The organism is Amycolatopsis sp. NPDC114478 (assembly GCF_055633805.1).
In genome coordinates, this window is sequence record NZ_JBVKDO010000007.1 from 205,758 (window position 1) to 222,056 (window position 16,299).

At 73.8% G+C, this 16,299-nt stretch carries 11 protein-coding genes; 5 read left to right on the top strand and 6 right to left on the bottom strand.

Going from position 1 to position 16,299, the window contains the following annotated elements; all coding sequences use genetic code 11:
• Positions 1 to 50: 50 nt before the first annotated feature.
• Positions 51 to 1,157, bottom strand: a complete 1,107-nt coding sequence (locus ACZ7OH_RS21395; protein WP_470282598.1) for a cytochrome P450 — start codon at positions 1,155 to 1,157, stop codon at positions 51 to 53.
• Between the two features lie 85 nt (positions 1,158 to 1,242).
• Positions 1,243 to 2,466 (bottom strand): macrolide family glycosyltransferase, encoded by a 1,224-nt coding sequence (locus tag ACZ7OH_RS21400; protein ID WP_470282359.1) that lies wholly within the window; start codon positions 2,464 to 2,466, stop codon positions 1,243 to 1,245.
• A gap of 141 nt (positions 2,467 to 2,607) precedes the next feature.
• On the opposite strand from ACZ7OH_RS21400, the gene ACZ7OH_RS21405 reads away from it, so the two are divergent.
• Both ACZ7OH_RS21405 and ACZ7OH_RS21410 read left to right on the top strand, forming a co-directional pair.
• Positions 2,608 to 3,579 (top strand): ATP-binding cassette domain-containing protein, encoded by a 972-nt coding sequence (locus tag ACZ7OH_RS21405; RefSeq protein ID WP_470282360.1) that lies wholly within the window; start codon positions 2,608 to 2,610, stop codon positions 3,577 to 3,579.
• Positions 3,580 to 3,583: 4 nt separating this feature from the next.
• Complete coding sequence (locus ACZ7OH_RS21410; RefSeq protein WP_470282361.1) at positions 3,584 to 4,423, top strand: ABC transporter permease; 840 nt, start codon at positions 3,584 to 3,586, stop codon at positions 4,421 to 4,423.
• A 4-nt stretch (positions 4,424 to 4,427) separates the two neighbouring features.
• On the opposite strand, the gene ACZ7OH_RS21415 is transcribed toward ACZ7OH_RS21410, so the two are convergent.
• Positions 4,428 to 5,654, bottom strand: coding sequence for a macrolide family glycosyltransferase (locus tag ACZ7OH_RS21415; RefSeq protein WP_470282362.1), 1,227 nt, complete (start codon positions 5,652 to 5,654; stop codon positions 4,428 to 4,430).
• Positions 5,655 to 5,860: 206 nt separating this feature from the next.
• Here ACZ7OH_RS21415 and ACZ7OH_RS21420 point away from each other — a divergent pair, with 206 nt between their 5' ends.
• Positions 5,861 to 7,315: an ArnT family glycosyltransferase gene (locus tag ACZ7OH_RS21420; RefSeq protein WP_470282363.1), complete on the top strand. Its 1,455-nt coding sequence runs from the start codon at positions 5,861 to 5,863 to the stop codon at positions 7,313 to 7,315.
• A gap of 1 nt (position 7,316) precedes the next feature.
• Here the strand turns inward: ACZ7OH_RS21420 and rfbB are convergent, their stop codons facing one another.
• From rfbB to ACZ7OH_RS21435, 3 genes are all read right to left on the bottom strand, one after another.
• Positions 7,317 to 8,288 (bottom strand): dTDP-glucose 4,6-dehydratase, encoded by a 972-nt coding sequence (rfbB, locus tag ACZ7OH_RS21425; protein WP_470282364.1) that lies wholly within the window; start codon positions 8,286 to 8,288, stop codon positions 7,317 to 7,319.
• A gap of 18 nt (positions 8,289 to 8,306) precedes the next feature.
• On the bottom strand, positions 8,307 to 9,194 hold the full coding sequence (rfbA, locus tag ACZ7OH_RS21430) for a glucose-1-phosphate thymidylyltransferase RfbA (RefSeq protein ID WP_470282365.1): 888 nt from the start codon (positions 9,192 to 9,194) through the stop codon (positions 8,307 to 8,309).
• Positions 9,195 to 9,286: 92 nt separating this feature from the next.
• Positions 9,287 to 10,576, bottom strand: coding sequence for a sensor histidine kinase (locus ACZ7OH_RS21435; RefSeq protein ID WP_400904898.1), 1,290 nt, complete (start codon positions 10,574 to 10,576; stop codon positions 9,287 to 9,289).
• 418 nt (positions 10,577 to 10,994) lie between these two features.
• Between ACZ7OH_RS21435 and ACZ7OH_RS21440 the strand changes: the two genes are divergently transcribed.
• A complete protein-coding gene (locus tag ACZ7OH_RS21440; RefSeq protein WP_470282366.1) occupies positions 10,995 to 13,565 on the top strand; it encodes a LuxR C-terminal-related transcriptional regulator in 2,571 nt (856 codons plus the stop codon).
• Positions 13,549 to 16,299, top strand: a complete 2,751-nt coding sequence (locus tag ACZ7OH_RS21445) for an AAA family ATPase (RefSeq protein ID WP_470282367.1) — start codon at positions 13,549 to 13,551, stop codon at positions 16,297 to 16,299. Before ACZ7OH_RS21440 ends, ACZ7OH_RS21445 begins: the two co-directional genes overlap by 17 nt.

A 16,299-nucleotide genomic window follows, 5' to 3' on the forward strand; every position in this document is an offset into this window, starting at 1 on the left:
GCAGGTACGGCACCCCCGGGGCGGCCTTCGGTGGGTGCGGTCGCGCGGGGTCAGCGTGGGGTGGTCGTGACCGGCAGCCGCTGCACGCCGAACACGCCGCCGGCGTGGAACGGGACCTCCGCACCCGGGGCCACCCGCAGGTGCTCGAACCGCTCGAACAGCAGCTCCAGCGCGACGCGCCCCTCCAGCCGCGCCAGCGGCGCGCCCAGGCAGAAGTGGATGCCGTGCCCGAACGCGGCGTGCGAGTTGGGCTTGCGGTGCGGGTCGAACCGCCCTGGGGCGGTGAACTCGCGCTCGTCGTAGTTCGCCGACACCACCCAGGCCCAGACGATCGAGTCGGCGGGGATGACCGTGCCCGCGACCTCGACGTCGGCCGTGGTCACCCGGACCACGCGGGGGAACGGCGGCCGCAGCCGCAGCACCTCCTCCAGCAGCGGCTCGACCAGCGCCGGGTCGGCCCGGACGCGCTCGTAGCCGCCGGGCGCGTCCTCCAGGCAGAGCAGGACGTTGCCGAGCAGCATGGTGGTGGTGACGTGCCCGGCGAGCAGCAGGAGCGCGGTGAAGTTGCCGACCTCCTCGTCGGTCAGCCGCTCGCCGTCGATCGAGGACTCCACCAGCCGGGTCAGCAGGTCGTCGCGGGGCCGCGCGCGCCGGTCGGCGATCTGCGCGTTGAGGTACGCCTCCATCTCCTCGATGGCGACGGCGAGCTTCTCCCCGGTGCTCGGGTCGTCGACCTGCAGCGCCATCAGCGCCTCGGCCCAGCCCCGGAACAGCTCGCGGTCCGTGGCGGGCACGCCGAGCAGCTCGGCGATGACGATCACCGGCAGCGGGTAGGCCAGCACGTCGACCAGGTCGAACGCCGTCGCGTCCGGCTCGACCGCGGCCAGCAGCTCCCGGGTGACCTCGGTGATCCGCGGCTCGAGGTCGGCGACGACCTTCGGGGTGAACGCCTGGCTGACCAGGCGGCGCAGCTTGCGGTGCTCGGGCGGGTCGATGACCAGCAGGGTGCCCGGCGGCGCCTGGTCGCCGGGCGAGGTCAGGCGCGTGGTGTCCGAGGAGAACAGCTGCGCGTCGGTGCTGACGCGGCGGACGTCGGCGGAGCGGAACACGTGCCAGGCCCCCGAGCCGTCCTGCCACACGGGCGTGTCGGCGCGCATCTTCTCCAGCCAGGTCAGCAGGGCGGCGCCGCCGTCGGGGGCGATCTCCGGGGCGGCGGTCGGCTCGGTGGTGTCCACTTCGGATTCACTCCCAGGGTCGGGCGGTCAGTCGGGCCTCGACGCGGTCCGCGGCCGCCGCGGCACCCCCGGCGTCGGTGATGTGCTCGCGCATCCGCGCCACGCGCTCGTGCGCGGCGGCGTCTTCGGCGAGGCCGGTGACGGCCGCCCGCAGCGTTTCCGCGTCGACGCCGGCCGGGTCGACCCGGGCGCCGAGGCCGAGCTCGGTGACGCGGTCGGCGACGATCTCCTGCTCCAGCGTGCGCGGCACGACCACCGGCGGGACGCCCAGCGCGAGGGACTCCATGGTGCTGCCCATCCCGGCGTGCGAGACGAACCCGCTCGCCCGGCGCAGGACGGCGGGCTGCGGCACCCACGGGTGCAGCTCGAAGTTCGGCGGCACCGGGCCGAGGTCGGCCGGCGAGACCAGACGGCCGATCGTCATGACGACGTGCCACGGCGTCCCGGCGAACGCCTCGAGGCACGAGGCGAAGAACTCGCGCTGGCGGTGGTAGCCGAAGCTGCCCATGGCGATCAGCAGCACCGGCCGGTTGCCCGGCGGGGTCCAGCCGCCGGCGCGGTCGCCGAGGCACGGTCCGACGAAGGCGAACCCGTCGTCGAAGGTGTCGCCGCCGGGCTGGAACTCGCGGGGCAGGAACACGAGCTTGGTGTCTTCGCGGGCTTGCGCGAACTCGGCCGCGGACGTGCCCGGCAGGTGCTCGGCGAGCGCGTCTTCGACCACCGCCGCGGCCTTGGCGAGCGCGGGGTGCGCCGGGTCGGGCGCGGGGACCTTGCCCGCCATGGCCGCGTACGGCGAGAACCGTTCGTTCGCGACGAACGTCGAGCACAGCAGGACGGCCGGGATCTCCCACTTGCGCGCGAGCAGCCGCCCGGTGGGGTAGCCGAAGGCGTCGTACAGGAAGACGTCCGGCCGGTCGCCTTCGAAGGCGCCGAGCGCGGTCCGCAGCGGCGCGAAGCCTTCCAGCGCCTGGGCGAGGCCCGCTTCCGCGACGACGTCGCCGGTGATCTCCTCCGGGATCGCCACCGTGTCCCAGGACTTCGGCACGTGGGACTCGTACGGCAGCGCGGTGGCACCGGTGGCGCGCACGGCGTCGGCGTACTGCTCGGCGACGACGTAGCTCACCCGGTGGCCGCGCCGCACGAGCTCGGCCGCGACCGGCAGCGTCGGGTTGACGTGCCCGTGGGCCGGATAGTTGAGGAAGGCGAGGTGGCTTCCCGACGGGGGAGTCATGGTTCGAAAGCTAGTCCCGCGCGGCGGCCGGTCAACCATGTCTAGGCGAACCCCTCGGGTCGCGCTTCCGTGCGGGGAAAGGGGTTTCCCGGTGTGCTAACTGTAGCGGTGTCCGATCCGGCGCAGCGGAAGGAAACGGCCGTGACCCTGTTCGTCGAGGCCGAGGGGATCACCAAGACCTTCGGCAAGGTCCGCGCGCTGGACGACGTCAGCCTGCAGGTGCCGCGCGGCACCGTGTGCGGCCTGCTGGGCCACAACGGCGCCGGCAAGACCACGCTGGTCAACGTGCTCACCACGCTGGTGACGCCGACGGCGGGCCGGGCCAGCGTCGCGGGCCTCGACGTCCAGCGCGACGCCGTGGCCCTGCGCAGCCGCATCGGGCTCACCGGCCAGTTCGCGTCGGTGGACGAACAGCTTTCCGGCTTCCGCAACCTGATCCTCATCGCCCGCCTGCTCGGCGCCTCCACCAAGGCGGCCAAGGAACGGGCCGACGAGCTGCTGACCGCGTTCGGCCTGCGCGAAGCGGCCGGCCGCCCGGCGAAGACGTACTCCGGCGGCATGCGGCGGCGGCTCGACCTGGCCGCCAGCCTGGTCGGCCACCCCGACGTCATCTTCCTCGACGAGCCGACCACCGGTCTCGACCCGGCGGCCCGGATCGCGATGTGGGAGATCGTGGAACAGCTCGTGCGCGACGGCTCGACCGTGCTGCTGACGACCCAGATGCTCGACGAAGCCGACCGGCTCGCCGACAAGATCGTCGTGCTGGCGCAGGGAAAGGTGATCGCCGCGGGCACCGCGGCCTCGCTCAAGGCGCAGGTCGGCAAGCGCACGGTCACCCTGACCCTGGCCGACCTGCCCGACGCCGAACGCGCCGCGGACGCGGTGCGGACCGCCGGGCTGGACCCGCGGGTGTCCGGAGTGGACGAACTGGCCGGGCTCGCGCTGACCGTCCCGGTGGAGAAGTCCACCGACCTCGTGCGCGTGGTCCGGGCCCTCGACGACGTCGCGGTCGAGCCGGTCGAGCTGGCGCTGGTGGACCCGCGGCTCGACGACGTGTACCTCGCCCTGTCCGGCGGGCCACGGGATCCCCGCACCGAAACCGAGAGGCTCTGACCCGATGAGCGCACCGACACTGTCCACTTCGGACTCGGCGGCCACCGTGGCCGGATCCGGGCCGTGGCGCGGCACCTCCGTGCCGATGCAGATCGTCATCCTGACCGGCCGTTCGCTGCGCGCGGTCGTGGCGTCCCGGGCGCTGGTGCTGCTGGGCCTGCTGCAGCCGCTCATCGTGCTGATCCTGTTCAGCCAGGTGTTCGCGAGCCTGGCCGGCACCAGCTCGTTCCCGGCCGGGGTGTCCTACATCGACTACCTGATGCCCGCGGTGCTGGTGATGGGGTCGCTGTCGGTGGCGCTGCAGTCGGGCGTCGGACTGCTCGACGACATGCGCAACGGCGTCGTCGCCCGCTTCCGGACGCTGCCGATCGCGTCGGCGTCGGTGCTGGTGGCGCGCAGCCTCGCCGACGTCGTGCGGCACGCGCTGCAGCTGGCGATCATGCTGGTGCTGGCGGCGACGCTGTTCGGGTTCTCGCCGGGCGGCGGCTTCACCGGCGTGCTGCTGGCGTGGCTGATGTGCATCGCGGTGGGCTGGTCGCTGAGCTGGATGTTCATGGCCATCGGCGTGTGGATCACCAACGTCGAGGTGATGCAGGGCGTGACGTCGATGGTGATGTTCCCGCTGATGTTCGCGTCTTCGGCGTACGTGCCGCTCTCGTCGCTGCCGGCGTGGCTGCGCGCGGTGGCGACGGTCAACCCGCTGACGTATTCGGTAGACGCGTCCCGCAACCTGGCGCTGGGCAACCCGGTGGGAGCGGGCGGCTTGGCAGCCCTCGGCGCGGCCGGCCTGATCGGCCTGACGGGCGCGATCATCGCCACGCGGGGCTTCCGCCGCTCCGCCTGACTGCTTACGGGAGCAGGGTTTCCAGGGCGTCGGCGGCCGCGGGGGCGCCGCCCGCCTGCTCGATCTCCTTCGCCATCAGCGCGAGCCGGGCGGTCAGCGAGCCGTCGGCCGCCAGGGCCTCGACCGCCTCGTGGATCGCCGCGCCCGTCGCCGACGCCACCGGGATGTGCCGGCCCAGGCCCAGCTCCGCGACGCGGTGGGCGTTGGCCAGCGTCTCGCCGCTGTGGGAGACCGCGACGACCGGGACCTCGTAGCGCAGTGCCTCCAGGACGCTGCCCATCCCGGCCTGGCAGACCAGCGCGGACGCGTACCGCAGCACCGACGGGTGCGGCATCCACTCGTGCGCCTCGACGTTCGGCGGCAGCTCGCCGAGCGCGGCCAGGTCGGCGCCGCGGCCCAGCGTCAGCACCACGTGCCACGGCTTGCCGCGGAACGCCTCGATGCAGCCGGTGAAGAAGCCGAGGTCCTTGCTCATCGACGTGCCCAGCGAGATCAGCGCCACCGGCCGGCCGTCGCCGGGCGGGGTCCAGTGGCCCTCCAGCGCGCGGCAGTCCGCGGTCGGGCCGACGAACCGGTACCGCTCGCCGAACGTCTCGCTCCCGTAGTGGAACGCCTGGGGGATGTAGACCAGGCGAAGCTCGTCGCCGGCAGGCGAGAGGCTCGCCGTTGCCAGCCGCGGGTCCAGGCCGTACCGCGTGAGCAGCGCCGAGACGCCCGCGCCGAACTCCTCACCGAACCGCGCCAGGCGCGGGTCCCGGTGGTCGAAGTCCGTGGCGGCCGGGTGGTCGTCGGGCGGCTGGGGCGCGCCGGGGATCTCGTCGGCGTCGTTCTCGATGAAGACGGGACAGCTTTCGGCCAGCGGGACGTCCCACGCCCGGCCCAGCACCCGCGCGGCGTTCCCGCTGATGGTGTCGTGCACGATCAGGTCGGGCCGGTCGCCGGAGAGCCGCTCCAGCGCCGCTTCGAGCGGCGCGAAGCCCTCGCGCATGAGGTCGATGATCATCGTGACCGCGTCCGCGGCACTGTCCACTTTGGTCACCGACGCGGGGAAGTCGGAGTGGTAGACCACGGTCTCGGCGGAGCTGTCGCGCAGCAGGTGCGCGAACGGCTCGGCGACGAAGAACGTGACCCGGTGGCCCCGCTCCGCGAGCGCTTCGACCGGGCCCAGCATCGGGTTGATGTGCCCGACGCCGGGAAAGCTGAAGAACACGAGGTGCCGACCCTGGGTCATGGTCGCCAGTATCGCGGGAAACCCCTGCTCAGCGTCGGTTCGCGGGCGAAGTCTAGGGGAATCGCTACCCTCACCTTCTGTGCTCAAACCTCACTTCCGAGTGACTACGAAGGTTGCGGCTCCGGGCGGCGTGATCGACTTTCGTTGTGCGGAATGAGCACTCTCGGCCGCAGAAACCGGCAGGTCGGAGCGGGTCTACTCGACGTATGACCCTTACCAGCGAGACCATCGGCACCCGCACGGCGTTCGCGCGGACCCCGGTTCTCCTGATCGCGGGAGTCGCCGGCGTCCTGCTCCTCGTCGCCAGCCGCAACTACGGGTTCTCGTTCGACGAGGCCTACTTCGTGGTGGCCGGCCGCGACCACCCCGCGTGGGGCTACTTCGACCAGCCGCCGCTGCTGCCGTTCCTCGCGGCCGGGCTGGATCACCTGTTCCCCGGCTCGCTGACGGCGTTGCGGCTGCCCGCGACGCTGGCCGCGGTCGGCGGGATCGTGCTGACCGCGCTGACCGCGCGCGAGCTGGGCGGCCGCCGGGTCGCGCAGACGCTCGCCGCGGCCGCGTACGCGATGTCCGGCGCGACGCTCATCTGCCACTACCTCGCGACCTACTCGATCGACCCGTTCTTCTGGTCGCTCATCCTGTGGCTCGTCGTGCGCTGGACCCGGGTGCGCGACGACCGGCTGCTGCTCGCGGCCGGGCTCGTCACGGCCGTCTCGCTGCAGACGAAGTTCCTGGTCCCGGCGCTGTGGGTGGCGCTGGCCGCCGCGTCGCTGGTCTTCGGGCCGCGCGACCTCGTCCGCCGGCCGCTGCTGTGGCTCGGCGCGCTGGTCGCGACGCTCACCACCGTGCCGACGCTGATCTGGCAGGCCGCGCACGGCTGGCCGTACACGCGGATGTCCGAGGTCGTTTCGGCCGAGTTCCCCGGGACCGGCGCGTTCCTGCTCGAACTGCTGTCGGGCCCGGGCCTGGTGATCGGCGTGCCGCTCGCGCTGTTCGGCTTCGCGCGCCTGCTCATCACGCGGGAGTACCGCTTCCTCGGCGTCGCGTTCCTGCTGCTCGTGGTGGCCTACCTGCTGACCTCCGGCCGGTCCTACTACGTCTACAGCATGTACGCGCCGCTGTTCGCCGCCGGTGCCGTCGGCCTGCAGGACGTCAAGTGGCCCACGGTGGCGAAGGCCGTCGGCTGGCTGCTCGTCGCCGCGTCGGTCGTCCAGGCGCTCGTCGCGCTGCCGATCTACCCGAAGTCGTGGGCCGAGCGGATCCCGGACCTGCCGCTGGTGCCGTTGACCGCCAAGGTCTTCGTGCAGTCCGACGGCCAGCTCGACCAGCTTTCCGACGCCGTCGTGCAGGTGTACCGGTCGTTGCCGCCCGAGCAGCGGGCCAGGACGGCGATCATGACCGACAGCTACGCGTTCGCCGCCGACCTCGAGCTTTTCGGCGCGGAGCGGGGACTTCCCGCCGTCTACAGTGCCCACCGCGGGTACTACTACTTCGGGCACCCGGGCGAGAACGTCGACAGCGTCCTGTTCGTCGGCGACGCGAGCCCGGCGGTGGCCGGGGCGTTCGCCCGCCACCAGGACGTCGTGCCGCAGCTGATGACCGTCTTCAGTGGACGGACCACCGCGTGGGACGCCCTGTGGCCGCGGCTGCGCACGCAGTGACTCAGCCCTTGAGCGGTTCCCACCAGCCGCGGTTGTTCTTGTACCAGTCGACGGTGTCGCGCAGGCCGGTGTCGATGTCGACGCGCGGGGTGTAGCCGAGCTCGGTGGTGATCTTGGTGATGTCCACCGAGTAGCGGCGGTCGTGGCCCTTGCGGTCCTCCACGGGCCGGATCGCGGTGTGGTCCCGGCCGGTGATGGCGAGGAGCCGTTCGGTGAGCTCGCGGTTGGTCAGCTCGGTGCCGCCGCCGATGTTGTAGACCTCGCCGGCCCGGCCCTTTTCGGCCACTAGGTGGATGCCGTGGCAGTGGTCGTCGACGTGCAGCCAGTCGCGGACGTTGAGGCCGTCGCCGTAGAGGGGGACCTGCAAGCCGTCGACGAGGTTGGTGACGAACAGCGGGATGACCTTCTCGGGGTACTGGTAGGGCCCGTAGTTGTTGGAGCAGCGGGTGATCGAGGCGTTGAGACCGTGCGTGGTGTGGAAGGCGCGGACCAGCAGATCGGAGGACGCCTTGGACGCCGAGTATGGCGAGTTCGGAGCGATCGGGTGTGTCTCGGGCCAGGAGCCTTCGTCGATGGAGCCGTAGACCTCGTCGGTGGAGACGTGCACGAACTTGCCGACCTCGCGTTCGAGCGCGGCCTGCAGCAGCGTCTGGGTGCCGAGGACGTTGGTGCGCACGAACTCCGCCGATCCGGCGATCGAACGGTCCACATGGGACTCGGCGGCGAAGTGCACGACCAGGTCGGTGCCGGTCAGCGCGTGCTCGACGACGCCGGGGTCGCAGATGTCGCCGACGACGATGTCCAGACGTTCGTCGCCGGCGGCCGGCGCGAGGTTCGCCCGGTTGCCCGCGTAGGTGAACTTGTCGAGCACGACCAGCTCGTCGGGTTCGAAGCCCGGGTACCGGCCGGAAAGCACGTTGCGGACGTAGGCCGAGCCGATGAACCCGGCACCGCCGGTGACCACCATGCGCATGGGAAGGAACCTCCGGGGTCAGACCGCGGTGAGCGGCCGCGCGCGGCGCGCGAAGTCCATGACGTACTCGCCGTAGCCCGAGCTGCCGATCCGCTCGCCCAGCGCGTAGCACCGGTCGGCGTCGATGAAGCCCATGCGCAGCGCGATCTCTTCGAGGCAGGCGATCTGGACGCCCTGGCGGGCTTCCATCGTCTGCACGTACTGCCCGGCGTCCAGCAGCGACTTGTGGGTGCCGGTGTCCAGCCAGGCGAAGCCGCGGCCGAGGTCGACGCAGGCGGCGCGGCCCCGGTCGAGGTAGACGTTGTTGATGTCGGTGATCTCCAGCTCGCCGCGCGCGGACGGCTTGAGGCCCTTGGCGATCTCGACGACGTCGTTGTCGTAGAAGTAGAGGCCGGTGAGCGCCCGGTTCGACTTGGGATGGGCGGGTTTTTCCTCGATGGAGACGAGGTTGCCGTCGGCGTCGCACTCGCCGATGCCGTGCCGGTGCGGGTCGGAGACCTCGTAGCCGAAGAGGACGCAGCCCTTGAGGTCCTGGGTGGCGGCGCGCAGGACGTCGGAGAAGCCCTGCCCGTGGAAGATGTTGTCGCCGAGGATGAGGGCGGAGGTGTCGTCGCCGACGTGCTCCTCGCCGATGATGAAGGCCTCGGCGAGGCCGTTCGGGTGGGGCTGTTCGGCGTAGTCCAGCCGCAGGCCGAGCTCCGAGCCGTCGCCGAGCAGGCGTTTGAACGCGGGCAGGTCGTGCGGGGTCGAGATGAGCAGGATCTCGGTGATGCCGGCCAGCATCAGCACCGACAGGGGGTAGTAGATCATCGGCTTGTTGTAGACCGGGACGAGCTGCTTGGAGACGCCCAGCGTGACCGGGTGCAGCCGGGAGCCACTGCCGCCGGCCAGGATGATGCCTTTCATGGGGGCCCCGCGTTCTGGTCGGGAGTTCGTGACGGGCCGACAGTAAGCGGGGGAGCAGTAGGGGAATCTCCAGTCCTGACCCGGGAGCGGGGTCAGCGGTGCGCGGGCTTCTGGCGCGTCTCCGTCGTGGGCACGTACGCCGGCAGATCCGCGGCGATCCGGAACCCGCCGTCCGGCGTCGAACCGGCCTGCAGCGTCCCGCCCACCAGCTCCACCCGATGGCGCAGGCTCGACAACCCCAGCCCGGACCCGCTCCCCGCCAGCACCTCGTCCGGCTGCCGGCGCGGCCGGGTGTTGATGACCCGGATCCCGACCCCGTCCGGCCGGTACCGCAGTTTCACGCGGACCTCCGCGCCCGCCGCGTGTTTGCGTGCGTTCGTCAGCGCCTCCTGGACCACCCGGTGGACTGTGCGCGCGATCGTCGGGGACAGCCGGGACCGCTCGCCCTCGACGTCCAGCTCCACCGGGATCCCCGCCGACACCGACTCCGCGACCAGGGTGGCGGGATCCGGCGCCGGCTGCTCCGGCGCTCCTGTGCGGGGGCTCGGGCCCGTCAGCCGCTCGGACACGTCCGCCGACGTCGTGTTCAGCACGCCGACCAGGTCGCGCAGCTCGTCCAGCGCCATCGCGCCGCGGGCGCGGATCTCCTCGGCCGCCTTGCGGACGTCGGGTTCCTTCGAACTGATGCCGAGCGCCCCCGCGTGCAGGACCATCAGGCTGAGCCCGTGGGTGAGCACGTCGTGCATCTCCGCGGCGAGCCGGCGGCGTTCCTCGAACCGGGCCTGCTCGGCCAGCAGGTGCGTCTCGCGTTCGGCCCGCTCGGCGCGGTCGCGCAGTTCCTGCAGCAGCTGCCGGCGCGCGTCCAGGTACAGCACGACCGCCGCGGGGCCGATCGTGCTGAGCAGGCCGACCGGGGTGAGCGTCCAGCTGGGCGCCCACGGCGCACTGCCGACGAGCGCCAGCGCGCCGATGAACGCGAACGCCACCCGCGGGGGCTCCAGGCGGACCAGGAAGATCACGATCACCGACGTGACGCGGGGCAGGATCAGCGGGCTGGCCGGGTCCTCGGGGGAGAGCAGGCCCGGGGCGAGTGCGTCGGCCACCACCGTCGCGACCGTCACGGCCAGCGCGATGCCCGCGACCGTCTTGGGGAACCGCCGCAGCCCGAGCACCGAGACGTCGACGAGCAGCTGCAGGACCAGGTCCGCGCGCGGGCCCGCCCAGCCGGTGGTCGGGTGGCTGTTGAGGCAGATCGCCACGTCGAGCGCGCCGAAGATCACCGCCAGGCTGAGCAGGGTCGCCAGTTCGTGCTTGGGCCCCGCCCGCGTGCCGAGGCGCGCACGCGGCGTGGTTCCGGGACCGGGAGTGGTGACGTCCGACACGGGCTCCACGGTAGCTTCCGGACCCCGGTCCCGGCGGTGGTCCGCGGGTTCCCGGGCCGGACTAGCGACGAAAGTTGCCCGCCGGTGGACGGACCGACAACTTTCGTTGGTTCCCCTTCACCCCGACGGCCCACGAGCGCTGAAGCCCACCTCAAGTCTTGGTTAAATGTCCAGTTTCGGGGTCTGACTAATGCTACAAGTATGTCACCCGTACGGGTGGTGGCCTTCGCTGACAGCAAGGGTCGCCCCTGGTACGGTCACTCCATAGTGGAGGAAGTGGCGCACATCGGGCACCGACGGTGGTTTCCCTCCCGGCGGCGGTGTCAATACTGTTCGGACGGTCAGATCCTTCGGCGGCTCTGGGGGCTGCGGGAAAAGGCTCGGTTTCGCCGGGTTTGCAGGAAAGGTCGATGGCGGCATGTCGGATCCCACTCCGAATCCGGTCTTCGCCCGGGATCCGGGCGCCCTGTCCCGGTGCGCGGCACTGGCGTGGACGGAGTCCGCGCAGGCCGTGCTGGTGGACGGGACGCCCGGCGGTGGCGTCCGGGCCCTGCTCGCGGGCCTGGAAACCGCGACACCGGGCCAGTCTGCGAATATTTTTCGCTTTCACGCCGACGCGGCGGGTGAGCCGGTCGAGTTCCACGCGCTCGCCGAACTCTTCACGAAGTCCGGTGATCCCGGCGGCGCCATTCGGCGCACCCTGGAACTGCCCGCGGAAGACGGTTCCGGATTGCACCGGAAATTCCGCACATTGCGGTCGCTTTTGCTGGCCGGCGCATTGCGGAAAAAGAATTCGGTCATCTTCGTCGAAGACGCGCAGTGGTGCGATGAATCGTCGCTGCGATTCCTGGACTTCCTGCTCCGGTGCGGCCGCGGAGAGCGGTTTCTCATCGTCCTGTCCCGCCGTCCCGGCGAGCCCGGTCCCGGGGTGTGGGCGCTCGGGCAGCTCGGGGCGCAGGACCGGTGCCACCGCTGGGAAGTCACCGCGCCGAGCCCGGTCGACGCGCTCGCCGGCCTCCCCGCGCAGGCGCGGACCGTGGCCACCGCCGTCGCGGTCCTCGACGAACCGGACGTGACCAGGGTCGCCGCTTTGTGCGGGCTGCCCGCACGGCCGGTGCGGATCGCGCTCGACGCAATTCGCCGCGCCAATCTCTTCACCGGGAGCGTGCTCGACCGGTCCGTCCGATCCCGCCTGCTCGCCGAAACGGCCGCCGACGAACTCGCCCGTATGCATTTGCATGCGGCGCGGCTGCTCAACGACGACGCGCGCCCGGCTGCGGAAGTCGCCCCGCACCTCGGGGCGCTGCCGCGGCTCGACGAGCGCTGGATGGTCGACCTCGCGCTGGAAGCCGCGGCCACCGCGGAAAACCGGGGCGACCCGGCGACCGCCGTCGCCCACCTGTCCCGCGCGGCCGCCGCCGAGCCGGCCCGGCTCGACGTCCGGCTGGCGCTCGCCGCCGCCCGGCTCGGCCTCGACCCGGACGCGGCGATGGCGGAGCTGCGCACGGCCGCCGGCCACGCCCGCGACCCGCGTGACCACTGCGCCATCGCCGTGCTCTACGCGCTCGCGGCCACCGCGCCGGCTCCCGGCCACCGGGCCCCGGTCGGCGGCCTCGTCGACCGGCTGGCCCGGCGGTTCGGCACCGCCGCGCCCGCGGTGCCCGTGGCGGCCCTCGCCGCCGCGGCCACGACCCGGGAGGCCGCGCGCGGCCTCCTCCGGGACCGGGCCGCGACCGCCCCCCACGCGGCCGCGGCCCGTCACCCCGGCGCCCGGGACCTCGCCGACCGCGCCGCCGCGCTCGCGCTGACCGGCCGCGGCACCGAGGTCGCCGCGGCCTGCGCCCGCGCCGTCGTCCGGCTGCCCGCGGCCGCCGCGTCGAGCGACGACCTGCTCGCCGCCGCGCGGACCTTGCGGCTGGTCGACGACGCGCCGAACGCGGTGCGGGCCCTCGACCGCGCGGTCGCCGAAGCCGCGGTGCGCGGCGACGGACCCGCGCTCGGCCGGTCGCTGGCCGCCCGCTCCCGCGTGCTGCGGGAGAGCGGTGACCGCGACGGCGCGCTCTCCGACGTCCGCGTCGCCGTGCTGGCGAGCGCTGGCCACCGCCCGGACCTGATGGTGCGGACGACGCTGGCGACCGCCCTGCGCGACGACGGCGAACTCGCCGCCGCCGAACGGCTGCTGGACGCGGTGCGCCCGGAAGAACTGGACGCCGCGCCCGCGGACCGTCACCTCTGGCTGCTCGGCCGGGCGCGGGGCCGCGCGCTGCGCGGCGACGTCGACGGCGCGTTGGAGCTGCTGCTCGAATCCGGCCGGCGGCAGGACGAGGCCGGCATCGGCAACCCCGTCTTCGCGCCCTGGTGGTTCACCGCCACCCTGCTGCTCGCCGGCGCGGACCGGCACCGCGAAGCCGACGGCTACGCCGAACGCGGGGCGGAGCTCGCCGCGACCTGGCCGACCGGGACGGCCCGGGGCCTGGCGCTGGTCGGCCGCGGTGTCCTCGCGTCGGGGACGCGGGCGGTGGAACTGCTGGCCGAGGCGGCCCGGGTGCTGGCGACCTCGCCGTGCCGCGTCGAGTACGCGCGGTCGGAGTTCCTGCTGGGCAAGGCGATGACGCTCGCCGGCGACCGCAAGACCGCGCGCCGGCACCTGCGCCAGGCCGCGCTGCTGGCCGCCGGCTCGGGGTGGCGCTCGATCGGCGCGCTGGCCCGGGACCTGCTCGAGGAGTCCGGCGGCCGGCTGCGGCAGCCGCGCGCGGACGTCCTGACGCTGCGCGAACGCGAGGTGGCCGACCTGGTCGCCGGCGGCGCGAGCAACCGCGACGTCGCGAGCGCCCTGTTCGTCTCGCCGCGGACCGTCGAGCTGCACCTGACCAACGTCTACCGGAAGCTGGCCGTGGACAGCCGCGCCGAGCTGGCCGCGGCGCTGCGGGCGAGCGCGGGACCGGCGGCCCCGGAGGCCGCGAAGAGGACGCATGGGCTCGCCGGGTAGGGACGACGACGTCGCGGTCGCCGGGGTGCCGTACCAGCGCGGCGTCCGGGGGACGCGGCTGGCCGAGCGGGACGAAGAAGCCGCGTTGCTGACCGGGCTGGTCGGCGACCTGCGCGACGGGCGGTCGGCGGTCGTGACGGTCACCGGCGCGCCGGGTTCCGGCCGCAGCGCGCTGCTGGCGTCGGTGGTGGCGACGGCCCGGGATGCCGGGTTGCCCGTGGCCCACGTGCCGTGCTGCCCGTCGGACCGGACCGAGCCATTCACCGTGCTGCACGAGGTTTTCGCCGGGCTCGGCGTCGCGCTCCCGGCGCTCGCGGACGCACCCGACGAGCGCGAGCTGTGCCGGGACCTCTACGCCGGGCTCGGCGGGCAGCCGCTCGTGCTCGTCGTCGACGACCTGCACTGGGCCGACGCCCCGACCCGGGCGTGGCTGCGCGTGCTTTCCGGCTACCGCGCCGACGTTCCGGTGCTGCTGGTGGTCAGCGAGACCAGCGGGCTGGACACCTGGGAGCCGGCGACGGACGCCCACGACGTCCGGCTGCGGCCACTCGGCGACGCCGCGGTGGCCGCCCTGGTCCGCGTGCGGCTCGCCGGCGCCGACGAGGGGGTCGTCGAGCACGCCGTGCGCGGCAGCGGCGGAAACCCGGCGGTGCTGAGCGAGGCGCTCGCCCGGCTGCACATGGACCCGGCCGGAGCCCCGGAACCGGGCGGGCTGTTCACGCGGGTCGCCACCGAGCGCCTGCTGCGGCTGGTCGACGGGCTGCCCGCCGGGCTCCTCGCGGTGCTGCGCGCGGTTTCGGTGTGCCAGGAGGGTTTCGGGCCCGCGTTGCTGGCCGAGCTCGCCGGCTGCCCGCCGGACCGGCTCGCCGCGGACCTCGCCCGGCTGCGCGCGCTCGGCCTGCTCACCGCGGCCGGCGGGCTCGCCGGACCGGACGTCGGCCAGCGCGCGCTCGGCGGGATGAACGAGGAGAGCCGCGACGCGTTCTTCGCCCGCGCGGCGAAGCTGGGTTACGAACACGGCGTCGCGAACGCGGCCGTCGCGGCGATCCTGCGGCGGACCCGCGTGATCGGCGAACCGTGGGTGGTCGAGGTGCTGCGCGCGGCCGCCCGGCTGGGCGAGGGAGGCGGCCGCGACGGGCAGGCGACGGCGTCGCTGCGGCGGGCGCTGCGGGAACCGCTCGACCCGGCGCGGCGCGCGGCCGTGCTGATCGACCTCGGCGCCGGGGAACTGCTGCTGGACCAGGAGGCGGGCGACCGCCACCTCGCCCAGGTCCTGTCCGAAGTGGACGGTCCGGGGCTCGGCCGGTACCGGTTGCTGGCCGCAGACCTGCTCAACGCGCGCGGCGGCCTGAGCGCGCGCACGCTCATCGCCGCGTTCCGCCGCCCGGACGTCTCGGCGGCCGAGCGCGACGCCCTCCTCGCCCTGTACTGGCTGGCCGACGGCGAACCCCAGGACCGGTCCGCGGTCGGCGGCTACGGCATGCCGCCGCTGCCCGAGCGGCCGGCCGAGCCGGCGCAGGCCGCCGTGGCCGCCGTGCTGCTCGCCCGGTGCGGCCGGCGTCCCGCCCGGGTGCGCGGGCTCGCGCGCGCCGCGCTGGCGCAGCCGATCGCCGACGCCGGCTCGCTCACCGCGCGCGCCGCGGCGGTCCGCGCGCTGACCCTGACCGGGGACCTCGACGAAGCCGCCACCCACGGCGGAGAAGTGCTCGTGCGCGCACGCCGCCAGGGCGCCCGCACGCTGATCGCGCGGGCCCTCGTCGACCGGGCCGAACGGCACCTCGCCGCGGGGCTCCTCGACGACGCCGAGGCTGACCTGGCCGACGCGCACGAGCTGGTGCCGCCCCGGCACTGGCACTCGGTGCTGCGCGCCCGGGTCGTCGCGACCGAGGCGCGGGTGCACCTCGAAGCCGGCCGCGCCGACCTCGCCCGGCGGACGCTCGACCGCGACCACGTCGAGCCGGGGCCCGGGCTCGGCAGCGCGTTCCTGTTGTACGCCAAGGGAACGACGCTGCTCGGCGAGGGCCGGCCCGACCAGGCGCTCGCCCCGCTGCGCGAGTGCGGCCGCCGGCTTTCCGCGCGCGGCTGGGAAAACCCCGAGCTGCTGCCCTGGCGCTCCGCCGTGGCGCGGTGCCTGGTGGCGACCGGCGAACGGGCGGCCGCCCGGCTGCTGCTCGGCGAAGAGCTCGCGGCCGCGAACGCGTGGGGCACCCGGGCCGCCGTCGGCGGCGCGCACTTGGCGATCGCGCTCGCCCTCGGTCCTGACGAGGAGGGCATCGCCGGGCACCTGGCCCGGGCGGCCGGGCTGCTGGACGGCACCGGCAGCCACCTGCGGCACGCGACGGCGCTGGTGGAGCTGGCGGCGGTCGCCGGCGACGCCGGCGGTCACCTCGCGCGGGCGAGCGAATTGGCGGCGGTCGCCGACGACGCCGGCGGTCACCTCGCGCGGGCGAGCGAGCTGGCGGCGCGGTACCGCTGGCCGGCCGTGCTGGCCCGGCTGCGCGAGCTGACCGGGGTGCCGGACCGGCGTCCCGTGCTTTCCGAAGCCCAGCGCCGGGTCGCGGACCTGGCCGCCGCGGGCACGTCCAACGCCGAGATCGCGGACCGGCTCGAGGTGACCCGGCGGACGGTCGAGCTCCACCTGACCAACGTCTACCGCAAGCTGGGGATCGCGGGCCGGCGCCAGCTCGCCGAAGCGCTGGCCGCCGCGGGGCGCCCGGGCGGCGAGGAGGGGTAG

What these genes read in the sequence shown, in the direction of transcription:
- ACZ7OH_RS21415 (WP_470282362.1), bottom strand. Translation starts at nt 5,654, where the DNA reads ATGACCCAGGGTCGGCACCTCGTGTTCTTCAGCTTTCCCGGCGTCGGG.
- ACZ7OH_RS21400 (WP_470282359.1), bottom strand. Translation starts at nt 2,466, where the DNA reads ATGACTCCCCCGTCGGGAAGCCACCTCGCCTTCCTCAACTATCCGGCC.
- rfbA (WP_470282365.1), bottom strand. Translation starts at nt 9,194, where the DNA reads ATGAAAGGCATCATCCTGGCCGGCGGCAGTGGCTCCCGGCTGCACCCG.
- ACZ7OH_RS21395 (WP_470282598.1), bottom strand. Translation starts at nt 1,157, where the DNA reads ATGCGCGCCGACACGCCCGTGTGGCAGGACGGCTCGGGGGCCTGGCAC.
- ACZ7OH_RS21420 (WP_470282363.1), top strand. Translation starts at nt 5,861, where the DNA reads ATGACCCTTACCAGCGAGACCATCGGCACCCGCACGGCGTTCGCGCGG.
- ACZ7OH_RS21440 (WP_470282366.1), top strand. Translation starts at nt 10,995, where the DNA reads ATGTCGGATCCCACTCCGAATCCGGTCTTCGCCCGGGATCCGGGCGCC.
- ACZ7OH_RS21445 (WP_470282367.1), top strand. Translation starts at nt 13,549, where the DNA reads ATGGGCTCGCCGGGTAGGGACGACGACGTCGCGGTCGCCGGGGTGCCG.
- ACZ7OH_RS21410 (WP_470282361.1), top strand. Translation starts at nt 3,584, where the DNA reads ATGAGCGCACCGACACTGTCCACTTCGGACTCGGCGGCCACCGTGGCC.
- rfbB (WP_470282364.1), bottom strand. Translation starts at nt 8,288, where the DNA reads ATGCGCATGGTGGTCACCGGCGGTGCCGGGTTCATCGGCTCGGCCTAC.